Here is a 16,906-nt window from a genome sequence, read left to right as displayed (position 1 = left end):
CCGACCGCCGGCGTCGATTTCCACGTGCCGTTCGGTGGCCGCAAGGGCTCCTCCCATGGCGCGCGCGAGCAGGGTCGTTATGCCGCCGAATTCTACACCACCGTCAAGACGGCCTACACCCTGGCATAAGGGGCGCCGTCCAGGGCCCGCGTTTCGACGCGGGCCGCTCAAGGAAGGACAAAATGAAGAAGAAAGCTGAGTGGCCGCGCAAGTTGCGTTCGCAGGAATGGTTCGGCGGCACGGGCAAGAATGCCATCATGCACCGCTCCTGGATGAAGAATCAGGGGCTGCCCGCCGACACGTTCGACGGCCGGCCGATCATCGGCATCTGCAACACCTGGTCGGAGCTGACGCCTTGCAACGCGCACCTGCGTGATCTTGCCGAACGGGTGAAACGCGGCGTCTACGAGGCCGGCGGCTTCCCGGTCGAGTTCCCGGTCTTTTCCGTCGGCGAGAGCACGTTGCGGCCGACGGCGATGATGTTCCGCAACCTGGCAGCCATGGACGTCGAAGAGGCGATCCGCGGCAATCCGGTCGATGGCGTCGTACTGCTCGGCGGCTGCGACAAGACCACGCCGAGCCTGCTGATGGGTGCGGCCAGCGTCGACATCCCCGTCATTCTGGTCTCCGGCGGGCCGATGCTGAACGGCAAGTGGCGTGGCAAGGACGTCGGCTCCGGCACGGCCATCTGGCAGTTTTCCGAAATGGTGAAGTCCGGCGAGATGTCGCTGGACGAGTTCATGGACGCCGAGCAGGGCATGGCCCGCTCGGCCGGCAGCTGCATGACCATGGGCACGGCCTCGACCATGGCGTCGATGGCCGAAGCACTGGGGATGACGCTTCCCGGCAATGCGGCAATCCCCGCCGTCGACGCTCGCCGACGGGTGATCTCCCAGCTTTCCGGCCGTCGTATCGTCGACATGGTCAAAGAGGATCTGAAGCCGTCCGACATCGTGACCAGACAAGCGTTCGAGAATGCCATCCGCGTCAACGGCGCTGTCGGCGGCTCGACCAATGCGGTGCTGCATCTTCTGGCGCTCGCCGGCCGCATCGGTGTCGATCTGACGCTCGATGACTGGGACCGGCTCGGCCGCGACGTACCGACGATCGTCAATCTGCAGCCGTCGGGCAAGCACCTGATGGAAGAGTTCTACTATGCGGGCGGCCTGCCCGTGGTCATCAAGGCCGTCGGCGAGATGGGTCTCTTGCACAAGGATGCCTTGACCGTCACCGGCGACACGATCTGGAACGGCGTCAAGGACGTCACCAACTACAACGACGACGTCATCGTGCCGCGCGAGAAGGCGCTGACGCAGTCGGGCGGCATCGCCGTGCTGCGCGGCAATCTCGCGCCCAAGGGCTGCGTGCTGAAGCCGTCGGCGGCATCGCCGCACCTGATGCAGCACAAGGGCCGCGCCGTCGTCTTCGAAAGCATCGAGGACTACCACGCCCGCATCAACCGCGACGATCTCGACATCGACGAGACCTGCGTGATGGTGCTGAAATACTGTGGGCCGAAGGGTTATCCCGGCATGGCCGAGGTCGGCAACATGGGCCTGCCGCCGAAGGTGCTGAAGAAGGGCGTCACCGACATGATCCGCATTTCCGATGCGCGCATGTCGGGCACCGCCTATGGCACCGTCATCCTGCACACCGCGCCGGAAGCCGCCGATGGTGGTCCGCTGGCGCTGGTTGAGAACGGCGACATGATTGCCGTCGACGTTCCTGCCCGCACCATCCGGCTCGATGTGTCCGACGACGAGCTGGCCCGGCGTCGGGCGGCCTGGGTCTCGCCGGTAAAGCCGCAAAAGGGCGGTTATGGCGGCCTTTACGTCAATACGGTCATGCAGGCCGATACCGGTGCCGACCTCGACTTCCTCGTCGGCGCACGCGGTTCCGTCGTCGAACGCGACAGCCACTAAGCGCGCCGCGTTACAGCGTCCTTCGCGCGTCATATTTGACGCGCGAAGGACGCTGTAACGCTTTAAACTTGCTGCATAATTTTCTCCTCAAATCGATTTCGATTTAAGGAATTATCCAGTCAGCCCATGCTCCTACGCCTGTCGCACCGCGATTGCAGTGCGACAGGATCGGTGTCGGCTCAGCAGAGCTGCTCTCTGAAGAGCTAGATGAGCATGGTTGTGCATGCCCTTAAGCCTCGGCACGGGCTGGGAATTGCTCAGCCCAACGGCACAGCCCCACTGCTCCAGCGTTGAGCGCTGCTCCGCTTTCCGTCAACGAATAGACGACCTTGGTCTGGGATCCCGGATAGACTTTTCGGTTCACAAGCCCGTCGGCCTCCAGCTCGCGCAATTGCTGCGTCAGCACCTTTTCACTGACCGCCGGAATCGACTGTCGCAGCCGGCCAAACCTGCGGGGTGCTACGCCGAGCTCGCAAAGGATATTTTTCTTCCACTTACCCGCGACCATCTTCATGGCTGTCGAAAAGCCATTGTCCGCAGGCTTGTCCACCCCAGTCACCTTACCGGCGGGTAACCACTTACGGCTCCGTGCGTATTGGTGTCACACCGTCCACATCGTAGGTTTCCTCCAACGGCAAGCGTGCCGAGCATTGCGCGGCTCAATATGGAGTGTCGGATTGAAGCCTGCAATCCGTGTTTTGGGAACCGGGCGTATGGGAGCGGCACTCGCCTTCGCACTGATTCAGGCTGGAGACCGCACGTCGATCCGGAACAAGACAACAGAAAAGACCAGGCCGTCGGCTGCTGCCGGCGCGACCGTCGCAGCAGCTGACCGTATGGCTGTCAGCTGTTTGCGGCATGAGAAGGAGGATGCGCCCGGGCCCGGTTGTTCGAGCACGGGGCGAGTCAGACCAATGATCTACAGGAGCGGAATGGAATGTCTTTAACGCATCTCATCGATTCGTATTGTGCTGCCTGGTCGAAGGAGGACAGCCAGCAGCGGCGGGCGTTGCTGTTGCCGATCTGGAGCGATGGCGTAACGTACACTGATCCAACAGTTCATGCTGTCGGCGCGGAAGAATTGCTCGCACATATCGCAGGAATTCAGGCCAAGCATCCCGGTGCACGCATCATACGGACAAGCGACGTCGATGTTCATCATGGGATCGCACGCTTCGCGTGGAAGTTTGTGATGCCTGATGGATCATCCTTCCCCGAGGGCTTGGACATAGCGTTCCTCGACCCCCGCCAGGAGCGAATAACACGTATCATCGGCTTTTTCGGACCGTTGGTAAGGTCTTCAGTGTCGTAGGCCACAACGCCGTGCAGCCGCAGCCCCAACCGGCGACGAGGGCTTTGGCTGGCGGCAGGACATCCTACTGACTTTGCGTCTGGCTCTGGTTCTGCGCCTGCTGCTCGACGGTCACCGATACCTTCAACGTCTCGTTGGCTTCACCGTGGATCAGGCCGGATATCGGGGCGGCATCGCGGTAGCAGAGGCCGGACGCGATCCGTACATAGCGGTCGTCCGGGCAAATCTTGTTGGCGGCATCGAAGCCGACCCAGCCGAGGCCGGGCAGATGCACCTCGGCCCAGGCGTGGCTTGCTGTCTGCTCCGGTTGCCCCTCCATCATCAGGTAGCCCGAGATGTAGCGTGCCGGCATGTCGAGCGAGCGAGCTGCCGAGATCATGATATGGGCATGGTCCTGGCAGACGCCATGGCCGCTCTCCAGCGCATCCTCGGCCGCCGTCTCCGCGTGGGTTTCGCCGGCCTTGTATTCCACCGCATCATGGATCATCGCCATCAACGCATGCATGCGGGCCAGATCGGTCTCGCCCTCGGCCGATTTCGCCAGATCGCGGATCAGCTTGCCGGCCTTGGTCAGCGGCGTTTCGCGGGCATAGAGCCACAGCGGCACGTAGGACTGGTGCGGCCCGAAGACGCCGGCGCGATCCTCGGTGTGGACCTCGCCGCTCGCGGTGATGCGGATCGCCTGCTGGTCGCCGTCGACGCTGACGAGATGGACGCGGTTGCCGAAGTGATCGTCGTAGCTCACCTCGATCGCCGCGCCGTCGACGAGCGTCTGCCAGCCAAGCACAGTCTGGCCGACCCCGGTGATCGGCGTCAGGCGCAGCCGCTGCAGCGCATACTGCACCGGCTCGTCATAGTGATATTCGGTCGTATGGCTGATTTTCAGGTGCATGTTGTCCTCCCGAAACTCAGTTGAAGCGATAGCCGTCGGAGATTTCCTGTCCCAGACGGTTGTTCTGGCTGATGAAATCCTCGAGATATTCGTGCAGGCCCTGGTCCATGATGTCGGTGATCGAGAGGCTGCGCAGCGCGGCCAGCGTGCGTTCCGCCGTTTCATGCGCCTCGTGGCGCTCACCGTATTCCCGCTCGAGATAGCCGAGGTTGCTGGCGATCTTTTCATAGCAATAGGCAAGCGATCGCGGCATGCGACCGTTGGAGATCAGGAAATCGGCGATATTCGCCGGCTTCAGTTCGGCATCATAGACCCAGCCATAGGCGCGGTGCGCCGAAACCGAGCGCAGGATCGATTCCCACTGGACATTGTCCATCGACGAGCCGACTGCGGCGACCGCCGGCAGCAGCACGTAATACTTGACGTCGAGGATGCGCGCGGTGTTGTCGGCGCGCTCGATGAAGGTGCCGATGCGCGAGAAGTTGAAGATCTCGTTCCTGAGCATCGTGCCGTGGAAGGCGCCGCGGATGAGACCGGCGCGCCGCTTGATCGTGTCGATGATCTCCGGCATGTCGGTCGGACGCGCCTTCTTCGCAAGGATCGCCTTCATCTCAAGGTAGCATTCGTTGGTCGCTTCCCAGGTCTCGCGCGTCAGCGCCGTCCGCACCATGCGGGCGTTGTGGCGGCCCGCCTCGATGCAGGACATCACGCTCGACGGATTGGCGCGGTCGCGCAACAGGAAGTCGATGGCGTCGATGCTCGTCAACGTGTCGTGCACTTCGTCGTAGAGTTCGCGCACGCCGGCGCTTTGCAGCACGCCGTCCCAGTCGCCCTCCGTCGCCTCGCTGCGGGTCAGCGCCATGCGCAGGCCGGCATCGATCAGCCGGGCGCTGTTTTCGGCGCGCTCGATATAGCGGAACATCCAGTAGAGACCGTTTGCAGTTCTTCCCAACATGGTCTCAGTCCTCCAGCACCCAGGTGTCTTTGGTCCCGCCGCCCTGGCTGGAGTTCACGACAAGCGAACCAGCCTTGAGGGCGACGCGCGTCAGGCCGCCGGGAATGATCTGCACCTTGTCGGAGACAAGGACATAGGGACGAAGATCCACATGCCGGGGCGCGATGCCCTTGTTGACGAGGATGGGCACGGTCGACAGCGACAGCGTCGGCTGGGCGATGTAGTTGGTTGGGCGGGCCTTCAGTTTTTCGGCAAAGACGGCGCGCTCCTTCTTGCTGGCGGTCGGGCCGACCAGCATGCCGTAGCCGCCGGACCCATGCACCTCCTTGACCACCAGCTCTTCCAGGTGTTCGAGCACGTATTTCAGGCTCTGCGGCTCGGAACAGCGCCAGGTCGGCACGTTTTCGAGCAGCGGTTTGCGGCCGGTATAGAACTCGACGATCTCCGGCATATAGGAGTAGATCGCCTTGTCGTCGGAAATGCCGGTGCCCGGCGCATTGGCGATCGTGATGTTGCCGGCGCGGTAGACGTCCATGATGCCGGGGATGCCAAGGGCGGAATCCGGACGGAAGGTGAGGGGGTCGAGGAAGTCGTCGTCGACGCGGCGATAGAGCACGTCAATCGCCTCATAGCCGCGCGTGGTGCGCATCTTCACCTTGCCGTCGATGACGCGCAGGTCCGATCCCTCGACCAGTTCGACGCCCATCATGTCGGCGAGGAAGGCATGTTCGTAATAGGCGGAGTTGTAGATGCCGGGGGTGAGAACGGCGACGCGCGGCTTGCCGCTGCAGCCGGGGGGCGCCAGCGACGCCAGGCTCTGGCGCAGGAGGTAGGGATAGTTCTCGACCGGGCGCACGCGGTTCTGATGGAAGAGTTCGGGGAACATCTGCATCATCGTTTCGCGGTTTTCCAGCATGTAGCTGACGCCGGACGGCGTGCGGGCATTGTCCTCGAGCACGTAGAACTGATCTTCGCCGGTGCGCACGATGTCGGTGCCGACGATATGGGTGTAGACGCCGCCCGGCGGCCGGAAGCCGATCATCTGCGGCAGGAACGCCACGTTCTTCTCGATCAGCTCGCGCGGCACGCGTCCGGCGCGGATGATCTCCTGCTTGTGGTAGATGTCGTCGAGGAAGGCGTTAAGGGCGATAACCCGCTGTTCGATGCCCTGGGCGAGCTTGCGCCATTCGCGGCCGGAAATGATGCGGGGGATGAGGTCGAAGGGGATGAGCTTTTCGGAGGAGTCTGCGTGTCCGTAGACCGCGAAGGTGATGCCGGTTTTCCGGAAGATGTTCTCGGCGTCCTTCGATTTCGCTATGAGCCGATTTCTGTCCTGGCTGGCATACCATTCATGATAGGTCGAATATGGCTGGCGCGGACTGCTGTCCGCATTCATCATTTCGTCAAATGCCAAAGGCGTGATCCCCTTATTTTTGACCATTTGAGTACAACGCCGGTTGCAATGCAAGAAGCGTGCACAGTCGCGGGACAAGAAAGTTCTGGCGCGTTATCCCGGCTCTTCCGGGCAATGAGATGCCCAACAATGGGGCGGTGGCGGTCCGCGGCTGGATGCGCCCCGACCTCGGCGTCTTAGAAAATAAGCAAATGCTTGAAATTTGGGCGCGACCGGGAAGTTAGCCGAGACCGAAAACGATGATCGCTGCAGCTGCCAGGCCAGCCAGAACCAGCAGCGAGAGCATCGCGGCGGCACTGGCGCGCGGGCCGGCGTCGGCGAGCTTGCGGATGTCGACTTCAAGGCCGAGTGCCGCCATGGCGATGACGGTGAGCCACGTGGCGAGGTGCGCAGCGCCAGTGGCGGCCGCGTCAGGGATCATTCCGCTGTTGCGGGCCACCGCGACGGCGAGGAAGCCGAGAATGAACCACGGGACGAAATGTCCAAACGTGGCGAGGCGGGGACGGCGATTGCCGACAGGCAGGCTTGGCGCCAGCGGATGCGCTTCGCCCTCGCGGTTGATGATCGAGAAGCACAGCACGACCGGGCCAAGCATCAGTACGCGCACGAGCTTGACCAGCGTGCCGACCTGCACGGACAGCACGCTGAACGGAGCGGTCGCCGCCAGCACTTGCGGCACCGCATAGACGGTCATGCCGGCCAGCACGCCGAAGCCATAGGGCGACATGCCGAACCAACCGCCGATCAGCGGCAGGGACAGGACCACGGCAATGCCGAGGATCGCGGTGAACGAAATGGCGGCGGCGACTTCATCGCCCTCGGCGCCGATTGCCGGCGCGACGGCGGCGATCGCCGAATTGCCGCAGATGGCGTTGCCGCAGGCGATCAGCGTCGCCATTCGCTTGGGCAGGCCAAGCAGCCGGGCAATGAGATAGCCGGAAACGATCGACAGAAAGACGATGCCGACGATGGTGGCGAGCAGCACCGGACCGCTTGCCAGGATCGCCTTGAAGCTGAGGGTCGCACCGATCAGGACGATCGCCGCCTCCAGCAGCAGCTTGGAGGAAAAGCGGATGCCGGCCATCCAGCGATCGCCGGGCGTCCAGAAGGTGCGCAGAAAGGCGCCGAGAAGGATGGCGATAACCAGCGCTTCCAGCCATGGCCGACCGGTCCAACTTGCCTCGACCCGTTCAAGGCCGAAGGCGGCGAGTGCTATGAGGCAACAGAGGATCAAGCCCGGCGCGATGCGCGCTATGCGGGAAATGAACGTGGATGCGGGGGTGGTCGATGGGGAATGCGATCTGGACATGGCCGCAACCTAGTCCGATTGATAAATCTGTCTAACGGATTGTTCTTGTCAATCTGATCGGTTTTTGCGATTGATTTTCTATGACACTCGACCAACTTCGCATTTTTGTAGCTGTCGCGGAGCGTCTGCATATGACGCGCGCGGCCGAGGCGATGAACGTCACGCAGTCTGCCGCCAGTGCGGCGATCGCCGCGCTTGAGACGCAACACGACGTCAGGTTGTTCGATCGGGTCGGCCGTGGATTGGCGCTGACGGAGGCTGGAACAGCTTTTCTGCCGGAGGCGAAAGCCGTTCTCGCGCGGGCCATGGCGGCAACCGCCTGCCTCAGCGATCTGTCCGATCTGCGCCGCGGGACGCTTGCGATCGCCGCAAGCCAGACGGTCGCAAGCTACTGGCTGCCGGCCCGTCTCGCCCGCTTCACCCATGATTATCCGCATATCGATGTGAAGCTGACTGTGCGCAACACGGCTGTCGTTGCCGAGGCGGTCGAGGAGGGAACAGCGCAGCTCGGCTTCGTCGAGGGCAGGGTCGACGCTGAGAAGCTCGACCATCGCAGCGTGGCGGTCGACCGGATTGCCATCTATGCGCCACCCCGCCACGTCCTTGCCGGCAGGCCAGTCGATCTCGAGGCGCTGCTTGCCGCGCGCTGGGTGCTGCGCGAAGAAGGATCGGGCACGCGCGCCATGTTCCTGCAATCGATGCGGGCGCAGGGTGCGGATATCGGTCAGCTGAAGGTCGAGCTCGAATTACCGTCGAACGAGGCGGTGCTGACGGCCGTCGAGAGTGGTCCCTTCATCACCGCCGTTTCCAGGCTTGCCGCCCAGCCCTTCGTCGACAGTGGCCGGCTCTTGGAATTGCCGTTCGAGCTTGCCGAGCGTAGCTTTGAGCTGTTGACGCATCGCGATCGCCAGTTCAGCCGCGCGGCGCGGGCCTTCGTCGATCTGCTCTACTGCATAATTCCTTAAATCGGAATCGATTTAAGGACAAAATTATGCAGCAACTCAAAGTGTTACAGCGACCTTTGCGCGTCTAAATAGACGCGCGGCGCTGTAGTCGGGCGCCGTAGGCGATCGCCATCCGGGGCGGCCGCGTTATCAATGCACGCCACGGTCCAGGAGGCTGGACCGGCATCTTTCCTGTGAGGAGATGACATCGTGTTCGAAATCGTCGAAAGGCCGGCGCAGCGGATTGCCGGCTCCTTCTGGGAGGGAACCTTCGTCGAGGCGGCGGACGGCGCCGTGCGCCGGTTGATCGCAGCGATGCAGGAGCATCATCTGCGGTTGCATCCGAAGGGCCATCCGACGCTCGTCGGCCTTTCCTGGAACGATCGTCCGGACGGCTTCCGCTACCTCGTCGGCTATGTCTCCGAAACGGCGGAAGCGACCAGCCATCCCGGTTATGTTGACCTGCCGGCCATGCGCTTCGTCAGCGCCATGCATCACCCTGACGATGGTGACGTCTTCGCCCATTATCAGCGCATGTTCGACTGGATCGGGTCCGAGGGCATGGTAGTCGACACCAGCATGCTGCACTATCGCGAGGAATACGAGCCGGGCTTTGTTTCACTCTCGCTGTCGTCGCTACGGCTGATGGTTCCGATTACAGCGCCGCGCGTCGAGCATGACGCGCTAAGGACGCTGTAACGTTCTAAAATTGCTGCATAATTTTATCCTCAAATCGATCCCGATTTGAGGAACTATGCGAGTGGCTGATCGTCACTATCAGAAAAATTGCTTTGACCATCAACGCCCCCGCGTCTATCGCGGCTGACCTCCCTTTGTCCGTTCGGATAGGTCAATGACGCTCGCCCGCCTGGCTCCGGCCATCTTCGTACTGCTCTGGTCGACCGGCTGGGTCGTCGCCAAATATGCGGCTGTCTTTGCCGATCCGCTGACGTTTCTGGTGTTGCGTTACAGCCTGGCGATCCTGCTCTTCATGGGCTTCTGCCTTGTGACCGGGGCGAAATGGCCGACGTCCTGGTCGGCTGCTGCCCATGCGGTCATCTCGGGCATGTTTTTGCACGGGCTCTATCTCGGCGCCGTGTGGTGGGCGATCGGGCAGGGCGTGCCCGCCGCGATCTCGGGCATCATCGCCGGGCTGCAGCCGTTGATGACGGCTGTGGCCGCCTCCGTCGTCATCGCCGAGAAGCTCAGTGTTCAGCAGAAACTCGGGCTGGTACTCGGCTTCTTCGGCATCGCGCTTGCCGTGCTGCCGAAGGTACTTTCGATCGACACCGGCGCAACGCCGATCCATCTCTTGCCCGTGATCATCAATGTCCTCGGCATGGCCGCCGTCACCTACGGCACGCTCTATCAGAAGCGGCATCTGCAAAGCGGCGACATTCGCACCATCGCAGCGCTTCAATATCTCGGTGCCCTGATCGTCACGGTACCGCTGGCCCTGATGCTGGAGAACCTGCACGTCACCTGGAACCTGCAGATCTTCGCAGCGCTCGCCTGGTCGGTGCTGGGGCTTTCCATGGGCGCGATCGCGCTTCTGCTCTATCTCATCCGCCGGGGCCAGGTATCGCGCGCGGCCTCGCTCATCTATCTCGTGCCGCCGCTTGCGGCCGTGCAGGCGTGGCTGTTCTTCGGCGAGGCGCTGACGCTGCCGATGATCATCGGTACGGTCATTGCCGTTGCCGGCGTCTACCTCACCAACCGCAAACAGCAGGCATAAAAAACGGCGGGCCGAAGCGACCCGCCGTTCTTATCTCTTTGTTTTTACGCATTTCCGGACGGAAAACCGCTTCGCGCCTTTCCTGGAAATGCTCGTGCAGATCAGCCCTGCTGGCCGCGATTGCCGCCGCCGCGACGCATGCCGCCCTGGCCACCTTCGCGGCGTTCGCCGCCCTGGCCCTCAGGCCGCGGACCGCGGTTGCGCCATTCGCCCTGCTTCTGGCCGGGGCGACCGTGGTGCTTCTTGGCTTCGTGGTTGCGGTTGCCTTCCGAGCGGCCGTCGGCATGACCCTGGCCGGCTGGGCGCTGGCCACGGTGTTCCGCCTTCTGCGGACGGTCGTCGCGCAGAAGGTCGTCGCCGGCAAAGCTGCTCGGGGCGAGTGCCGACTGGCGGGCCGGGCGCTCGCGGCGCGGACGGGCGTCCTGGCGCTGACCGCCACCGCCATTGCCGCGGTGCTGGCCGTTGCCATTGCCGCCGCGACCGCCGCGTCCCTTGGACGGACGGGCCTGGTCGGCAGGCGCTTCGCCGCTGGCAACAGCGATGTTGATGCCCATCAGCTTCTCGATGTCGCGCAGCAGGCGGATTTCGTCAGGGGCGCAGAAGGCGATCGCGATGCCGTCACGGCCGGCACGGGCGGTACGGCCGATGCGGTGAACATAGGCATCAGGAACTTCCGGCAGGTCGTAGTTGTAGACGTGGGTGACGCCGGGGATGTCGATGCCGCGGGCAGCCACGTCGGTTGCCACGAGCACACGGATCTCACCGTCACGGAAGGCCTTCAGCGCGCGTTCGCGCTGGCCCTGGCTCTTGTTGCCGTGGATCGAGGCGGCTTTGAAGCCGACGTGGTCGAGATGCTTCATCAGCTTCTCGGCGCCATGCTTGGTGCGGCTGAAGATCAGCGACAGGCCATCCGGATTGTCGGTCAGGGTCTTCTTGAGGATGGTCGTCTTCAGGTCCTTGCCGGGAACGAAGTGAACATACTGTTCGACCTTGTCGGCGGCCTTGCCCGGAGGCGTCACTTGAACCTTGACCGGGTCGGTCAGATATTCGCCGGCGAGTTCGGCGATCTGCTTCGGCATCGTGGCCGAGAACAGCAGCGTCTGGCGGTTCTTCGGCACCAGCTTGGAGATCTTGCGCAGGTCGTGGATGAAGCCGAGGTCGAGCATCTGGTCGGCCTCGTCAAGCACGAGGTAGCGCCCTTGCGTCAGCGTCACGGCCTTGCGGTTGATCAGGTCGAGCAGGCGGCCGGGCGTTGCGACGAGGATGTCGACACCGCGGGCGAGCTGCTCGGTCTGCTTGTTGATCGAGACGCCGCCGACGACAACGCCGATCTTCAGCGGGGACTTCTTGACGAACAGCTTGAGGTTGGCAGCGATCTGGTTGACCAGTTCGCGGGTCGGCGCCAGCACCAGGGCGCGGATGTTGCGCGGGTCGGGGCGCTTGCCGTCGGCAACGAGCTTTTCGATCATCGGCAGGCCGAAGGCGGCCGTCTTGCCGGTTCCGGTCTGGGCGAGACCGATGAGGTCGTTGCCCTTCAACACCAGCGGAATGGCCTGTGCCTGGATCGGCGTCGGCTTTTCGAAGCCGTTGGCGGACAGGGTTTCCAGAATGTGTTCGGAAAGACCAAGATCTTTAAAGGTGGACAAATGCATATACCTTTTGGGGGCGCCAAACGCATTCGCCGGAACCGCAGTCTGCTGTTCCGGTGTCGTTCGGCGTCAAGAACCCCGCGTGAATTGGGAACTTGTGGGTTAAGAAAAAAGTCGTCAAGCGCCTGTGCTGTCGCCGGTTACGGCGTATGGGTGCGCTTTTCCTTCTTCACGGCTTTCTGTGTTGCCGAGGGCGCGCTCACGCGGCGGCCTGAAGGTGACGCTGCGACCATGTCGTCGTTTTGGCCTCAAAAGTCAAGGTGCATCTTTTCGCAGGTGCGAAATGAGGTGGGCGCTATTCGTCCACCGACAGCTCGAAATCGGCGTCGGCAGCCTCCTGGCCGTTGACGAGGATCACCACGCGATGGGCGCCGGGATAGTAACGGCGGGTTGTAATCGGCCGGATGGCGTGACGCTTCTCGATCTCGATCGTCGCGCCCGGCTCCAGCGTCGCCGATGTCCATTTGAACACCTTGGGCGAGGTCGTGCCATTGGCTTTGCGATGGTGCACGGCATAGTCGATCATGATCTTCTGGGCCGTCTTTGCGGTGTGCCTGACCGCGAGCTTGAACATGAGGCTTTCCCCGAGCGCGATCTCCGACCGGTCGAGCGAGAAGGCAGCGTCGATGCCGGAGGGCACCGCAAAGCCGAAGTTCGAAAGGGCTGCCTTATGGCCCTGCTTCAGAAGGGTTCGCGACGCGTGGCGCAGCAATTGCCGCCGTTCCGGTGAGGCGCCTGCCATGTGCGTGGCCACGAAGCCTGCCACCAGATCGGGGTGATCCTTGGCGATGTCGTTGAGGCTGTTGGCGACCGAGCGACGCACATAGTCCTCGGGATCGTCCAGGAGGGCCGTCAGGATCGGCAGGATCGGCTGGGGATCGCGGATGAGCTTCGGCAGCCGCATCGCCCAGGGCAGGCGCGGGCGCGTGCCTTCGCTTGCCAGACGCCTGACATGGTGATTGGCGTCGGTGGCCCAGGAGCCGATGATCGTCAGCGCCCGCTCCTGGTCCTGGTCGATGAAGACGCGGATGCCGAACTCGGCGGTGAAGTGCGGCGTCAAAGCGCGCAGCAGCGACAGCGAGAGCTCGAAATCACCAAGCCCGCGCGCGGCGACATATTGACTGACGGGCAACAGGGCCCAACCGCTGAGGCCGGGTCGGTCATCCAAGGGCAGGCAGCCGCCAAGTGCTGCCGCAGCTTGCGGGAAGGACTGCGGCAGGGTTTCGATGAGCGCATCGCGGATCTGCAGCGATCGCTGCATCAGTTCCAGCCCCTCGAGATTGTCGCCGGCAAGCGCTTCGAACCTTCCGCGATCGAATGTCGGGCGGGCCGCGCTCAGGCGGCCGGCGATGGCGGTGACGACGCCTGGATGCAGCAGGTTTTTCAGTGGCTCCGCCATCTCTCGGTATTCTCCCGGCTCAGATCTGTTGCTCGACGGCAAAATGCTGCATCAGCATTACCGCGCTGATTGCCGCCATGTAAGGGGCGAAATCCGGGTCGCGGCGCACGCGCTCGCCTGCCGATTTGGCGTCATCAAGCGTTTCCCACTCGACCAGATCCGCGAGCATGCCGGGGTTTTCGCACGAGCCGACGGCACGCCAGGAAATGAAGCCGGGATAGTGGGAAACGGCCTGCATCGCCTGTTGGCGCGCGGCTGCGGCCGCCGGCCTGTCCGCAACGATGCAGACGGCGAGTTCGAGGATGCTTTTGGCGGTCATGTCATGCTCCATGTTGATTGCCGCTTGACTTAATCACAGGTCAACTGACAGCCTTATGGCCATAACCTCACATGGACACACGACAGGAACCCGCGAATGAGACCCGCCGACCGGCTGTTTCGAATCATCCAGCTCATGCGGGCCACCGGCCGGGCGATGACGGCGCAGGAAATCGCCGACAAGATGGAAGTCGCGCGGCGGACGATCTATCGCGACATGGAGCATCTGATGGCTTCAGGCGCGCCGATCGACGGCGAGCGCGGTGTCGGATACCTCCTGCGCGAGCGTTTCGACGCGCCGCCACTGACCTTTACCTTCGAGCAGCTCGAGGCGCTGGCCTTCGGTGCGAGGGCAGTGCAGATGCTCGGTGACCACCGACTGGCGCAAGCCGCGCGCGAGGCCATGGAAAAGATCGAACACGGCCTTCCGCCCGAGCACGTGGCGCGATTGCGCAGCGCCCCGATCCGCGCCTTCCGCTCGGCGCTGCAGCCCAAGCCGCCGCCGATGCTCGGTGAGTTGCGCCGGGCGATCGCAGAGGAGCGCAAGGTGCGCCTGGCCTATGAAAGCCTTGCCGACCAGAGTTCCGAGCGCACCGTCTGGCCGCTTGGCCTCAGTGTCTTCGGCCATCACTGGCTGCTGACCACCTGGTGCGAGCTGCGCCAGGATTTTCGCGATTTTCGGGTGGATCGCATCAGGGAGATGAAGCTTGAGCGCGAGCATTTCCAGCCGTCGCCCACCCGCAGCTTCGATGCCTATCTCTCGCGCATGTGAGGCCCGCGAGCACACGATAAAAGTCCCCAATCGAGCAAGCCATGGAACCAGATGGGCCTTCATCCGTTTCTATTAAAGGCTTATTCTGGCCTGCCCACGAGCAACATCATTTCATGGGAGACAATCGTGCAAAACCGGACTTGGATACTGGCCGCGGATGGCAATACGGCGCGCTTCGTCAAGGGCGTCAACCTGCGGAAAGACGAACGTCAGCACCCGGAGGAGGAGGTCATCCATACCGACCCTAAACGCGCCCAGGATATCATGGCCGACAAGCCGGGGCGCAGCCATTCGTCCGTCGGTCATGGACGTTCAGTGATGGAGTACAGCAGTGATCCGGTGCGCGAGGAAAAACACCGCTTCGCTGTCGATGTAGCCAGCAAGCTCGAAGCCTATCTGAGCGACAACGCCTTCGACAGCCTGGTGATCTGCGCGGCTCCACGGACGCTCGGAGATTTGCGCAAGCTGCTTTCTGCCAATGTGAAGCAGAAGACGGTTGCCGAGATCGATCGCAATTGCGTCACGGTGCCGATCGAGCAACTGATCGCCACCGCGCGCTCGGCCGTCTATCCCTGAAGCTTTTCCAGGGAATGTGCGTAGCGGTTTCCCGTCAGGAAACGCGTAAAGTAGAGACCGGAAACGCTCTCAGACGTATGCCGCGTTCCCTCAGAAGTCTGTCGGGACGCCGCCTTCCTCCTTGCGTTTTGCAACGAAGGCGTCGAGCTCATCTTCGATCGCCGGATCCAGCGGCGGCCGTTCGTATTCGTTGAGCTTCTGCTTGAAAACCCGGTTCGCGTGGTCATAGGTCGTCGGCCGCCCGGCTTCCGTCCAGGTCTCGAAATTGCGCCAGTCGGACAGGATCGGCGAGTAGAACGCTGTCTCATAGCGTTGCAGCGTGTGCAGCGTGCCGAAGTAATGTCCACCGGGGCCGACGTCGCGCACTGCGTCGAGCCCGAGCGCGTCGTCGCTGACGTCAAGCGGCGTCAGGAACTCCGCCACCATCTGCAGCATGTCGACGTCGAGGATGAACTTCTCGAAGGAGGCCGTCAGTCCGCCCTCGGTCCAACCGGCCGCATGCATGATGAAATTGCCACCGCCCTGCGTCAGGGCCCAGAGCGACAGCGCGGACTCGTAGGCGGCCTGGGCGTCGAGCGTGTTGGCGGCATTGGTGTTCGAGGTCCGGTAGGGGATGTTGTAGCGGCGGGCGAGCTGGCCGCCGGCGATCACCGCCTTCATGTATTCCGGCGTGCCGAAGGCGGGCGCGCCCGTCTTCATGTCGACATTCGAGGTGAAGCCGCCATACATCACCGGCGCCCCGCGTCGCACCATCTGGGTGAAGGCGATGCCGCACAGCGCCTCGGCATTCTGCTGCACCAGGGCTCCGGCGATCGTCACCGGCGCCATGGCGCCTGCAAGCGTGAAGGGCGTGATCACCACCACCTGATTGCGCGACGACATTTCGATGATGCCTTGCAGCATCGGCCCGTCGAGGCGCAGCGGCGAGGAAGTGTTGATGATCGTGAACAGTGAAGGCTCGCGCTCCAGCTGCTCCATGGATATGCCGCGGCCGATGCGGGCGATCTCGATGCCGTCGGTGTTGCGCTGGCGGCCGAGCGAATAGACGTGGAAGACCTTGTCGGTGAGCTTCACCATGTCGGATAGGCAGTCGAGGTGGCGCACCGAGGCGTGTAAATCCACGGGCTCGACAGGATAGCCGCCGGTCGTGTGGATGATGTCGTAGGACTGGGCAAGCTTTACCAGCTTGCGGAAATCCTCGTGGTTGCCGGTACGCCTGCCGCCTTCGCGGTCGGCCACGAACGGCGCACTGGCGACCTGGGCAAAGACGAGGTTGTTGCCACCGATCGCGACATTGCGGGCCGGGTTGCGCGCATGCATGGTGAAGGAGGGGGGCACCGACGCGATCATGTCCATGATCAGGCCGCGATCGAAGCGGACGCGGTCGGTACCGGGCGTGACATCGGCGCCTGCTGCCTTCATGCGCTCGCGCGCCTCCGGCAGGATGATGTCCATGCCGATTTCCTCAAGGATCGTCAGCGACGCCTCGTGGATCGCTTCGAGCGCATCGTCGGAGAGCACCGAAGACCTGCTCTGGGTGTTGACGAGATTGAGATACTTACCGCCTGAGGATTTTCGTGTGCGCTCGCCACCGCGGCCGCTGGGCCTGCGTCGCCGCTCGAGCGGGGATGAGGACGTTTCGCCTGTAGCAGTATCCGGAAACTGATCGTCGTTCATGAGAAACCCACCGCGTTGCCGATGGATTTCTG

General features: G+C 63.0%; 18 protein-coding genes. 9 read left to right on the top strand and 9 right to left on the bottom strand.

Translation table 11 applies throughout. From position 1 onward, the window contains the following. Positions 1-129, top strand: a 129-nt coding sequence (locus tag BC360_RS03530) for an aldehyde dehydrogenase family protein (protein ID WP_139109893.1), incomplete at its 5' end; no start/stop codon positions are given. Positions 130-182: 53 nt separating this feature from the next. Then, positions 183-1,922: an L-arabinonate dehydratase gene (gene araD, locus BC360_RS03525; RefSeq protein WP_065794209.1), complete on the top strand. Its 1,740-nt coding sequence runs from the start codon at positions 183-185 to the stop codon at positions 1,920-1,922. Positions 1,923-2,151: 229 nt separating this feature from the next. Here the strand turns inward: araD and BC360_RS03520 are convergent, their stop codons facing one another. Beyond that, entirely contained in the window at positions 2,152-2,472 is a 321-nt protein-coding gene (locus BC360_RS03520) for a winged helix-turn-helix transcriptional regulator (RefSeq protein WP_065794208.1), read from the bottom strand. Here BC360_RS03520 and BC360_RS33090 point away from each other — a divergent pair. Beyond that, a complete protein-coding gene (locus tag BC360_RS33090; protein WP_139109892.1) occupies positions 2,435-2,869 on the top strand; it encodes an NAD(P)-binding domain-containing protein in 435 nt (144 codons plus the stop codon). The two genes, BC360_RS03520 and BC360_RS33090, sit on opposite strands and share 38 nt — an antisense overlap. Continuing rightward, positions 2,860-3,234 carry a hypothetical protein gene (locus BC360_RS03515; protein ID WP_065794300.1) on the top strand — a complete coding sequence of 125 codons (375 nt, stop codon included), beginning with the start codon at positions 2,860-2,862 and terminating at the stop codon, positions 3,232-3,234. Before BC360_RS33090 ends, BC360_RS03515 begins: the two co-directional genes overlap by 10 nt. Before the next feature lie 64 nt (positions 3,235-3,298). Here the strand turns inward: BC360_RS03515 and BC360_RS03510 are convergent, their stop codons facing one another. The 4 genes from BC360_RS03510 to BC360_RS03495 form a co-directional block, all read right to left on the bottom strand. Beyond that, on the bottom strand, positions 3,299-4,126 hold the full coding sequence (locus tag BC360_RS03510) for a transglutaminase family protein (protein ID WP_065794207.1): 828 nt from the start codon (positions 4,124-4,126) through the stop codon (positions 3,299-3,301). 16 nt (positions 4,127-4,142) lie between these two features. Beyond that, positions 4,143-5,081 (bottom strand): alpha-E domain-containing protein, encoded by a 939-nt coding sequence (locus BC360_RS03505; RefSeq protein WP_065794206.1) that lies wholly within the window; start codon positions 5,079-5,081, stop codon positions 4,143-4,145. Positions 5,082-5,085: 4 nt separating this feature from the next. After that, the gene (locus BC360_RS03500) at positions 5,086-6,480 is read right to left on the bottom strand and encodes a circularly permuted type 2 ATP-grasp protein (protein ID WP_065794299.1); all 1,395 of its coding nucleotides are present in this window, start codon (positions 6,478-6,480) and stop codon (positions 5,086-5,088) included. A 235-nt stretch (positions 6,481-6,715) separates the two neighbouring features. Next, complete coding sequence (locus BC360_RS03495; RefSeq protein WP_083222402.1) at positions 6,716-7,804, bottom strand: YeiH family protein; 1,089 nt, start codon at positions 7,802-7,804, stop codon at positions 6,716-6,718. Positions 7,805-7,884: 80 nt separating this feature from the next. Here BC360_RS03495 and BC360_RS03490 point away from each other — a divergent pair, with 80 nt between their 5' ends. The 3 genes from BC360_RS03490 (at position 7,885) to BC360_RS03480 (ending at position 10,483) form a co-directional block, all read left to right on the top strand. Next, on the top strand, positions 7,885-8,769 hold the full coding sequence (locus tag BC360_RS03490; protein ID WP_065794205.1) for a LysR family transcriptional regulator: 885 nt from the start codon (positions 7,885-7,887) through the stop codon (positions 8,767-8,769). Between the two features lie 189 nt (positions 8,770-8,958). Next, entirely contained in the window at positions 8,959-9,447 is a 489-nt protein-coding gene (locus BC360_RS03485; protein WP_244512656.1) for a GyrI-like domain-containing protein, read from the top strand. Positions 9,448-9,601: 154 nt separating this feature from the next. Further along, a complete protein-coding gene (locus BC360_RS03480; protein ID WP_065786285.1) occupies positions 9,602-10,483 on the top strand; it encodes a DMT family transporter in 882 nt (293 codons plus the stop codon). Between the two features lie 101 nt (positions 10,484-10,584). On the opposite strand, the gene BC360_RS03475 is transcribed toward BC360_RS03480, so the two are convergent. The 3 genes from BC360_RS03475 to BC360_RS03465 form a co-directional block, all read right to left on the bottom strand. Beyond that, the gene (locus tag BC360_RS03475; protein WP_065786982.1) at positions 10,585-12,129 is read right to left on the bottom strand and encodes a DEAD/DEAH box helicase; all 1,545 of its coding nucleotides are present in this window, start codon (positions 12,127-12,129) and stop codon (positions 10,585-10,587) included. Positions 12,130-12,427: 298 nt separating this feature from the next. Then, the gene (locus BC360_RS03470) at positions 12,428-13,531 is read right to left on the bottom strand and encodes a DNA alkylation repair protein (protein ID WP_065794203.1); all 1,104 of its coding nucleotides are present in this window, start codon (positions 13,529-13,531) and stop codon (positions 12,428-12,430) included. Between the two features lie 19 nt (positions 13,532-13,550). Then, entirely contained in the window at positions 13,551-13,850 is a 300-nt protein-coding gene (locus BC360_RS03465; protein WP_139109891.1) for a hypothetical protein, read from the bottom strand. A 96-nt stretch (positions 13,851-13,946) separates the two neighbouring features. On the opposite strand from BC360_RS03465, the gene BC360_RS03460 reads away from it, so the two are divergent. Together BC360_RS03460 and BC360_RS03455 are read left to right on the top strand one after the other, a co-directional pair. After that, positions 13,947-14,621, top strand: a complete 675-nt coding sequence (locus BC360_RS03460) for a helix-turn-helix transcriptional regulator (RefSeq protein WP_065794201.1) — start codon at positions 13,947-13,949, stop codon at positions 14,619-14,621. Positions 14,622-14,747: 126 nt separating this feature from the next. Next, complete coding sequence (locus BC360_RS03455; protein ID WP_065794200.1) at positions 14,748-15,197, top strand: host attachment protein; 450 nt, start codon at positions 14,748-14,750, stop codon at positions 15,195-15,197. A 90-nt stretch (positions 15,198-15,287) separates the two neighbouring features. Here the strand turns inward: BC360_RS03455 and BC360_RS03450 are convergent, their stop codons facing one another. Further along, the gene (locus BC360_RS03450; protein WP_065794199.1) at positions 15,288-16,874 is read right to left on the bottom strand and encodes a trimethylamine methyltransferase family protein; all 1,587 of its coding nucleotides are present in this window, start codon (positions 16,872-16,874) and stop codon (positions 15,288-15,290) included. Between the last annotated feature and the right edge of the window lie 32 nt (positions 16,875-16,906).

This window comes from Ensifer sp. LC163 (assembly GCF_001695855.1).
Lineage (GTDB): Bacteria > Pseudomonadota > Alphaproteobacteria > Rhizobiales > Rhizobiaceae > Ensifer.
The sequence above is the reverse complement of the archived record's forward strand: the minus strand, read 5'-3'. Positions and strand labels throughout refer to the sequence as shown.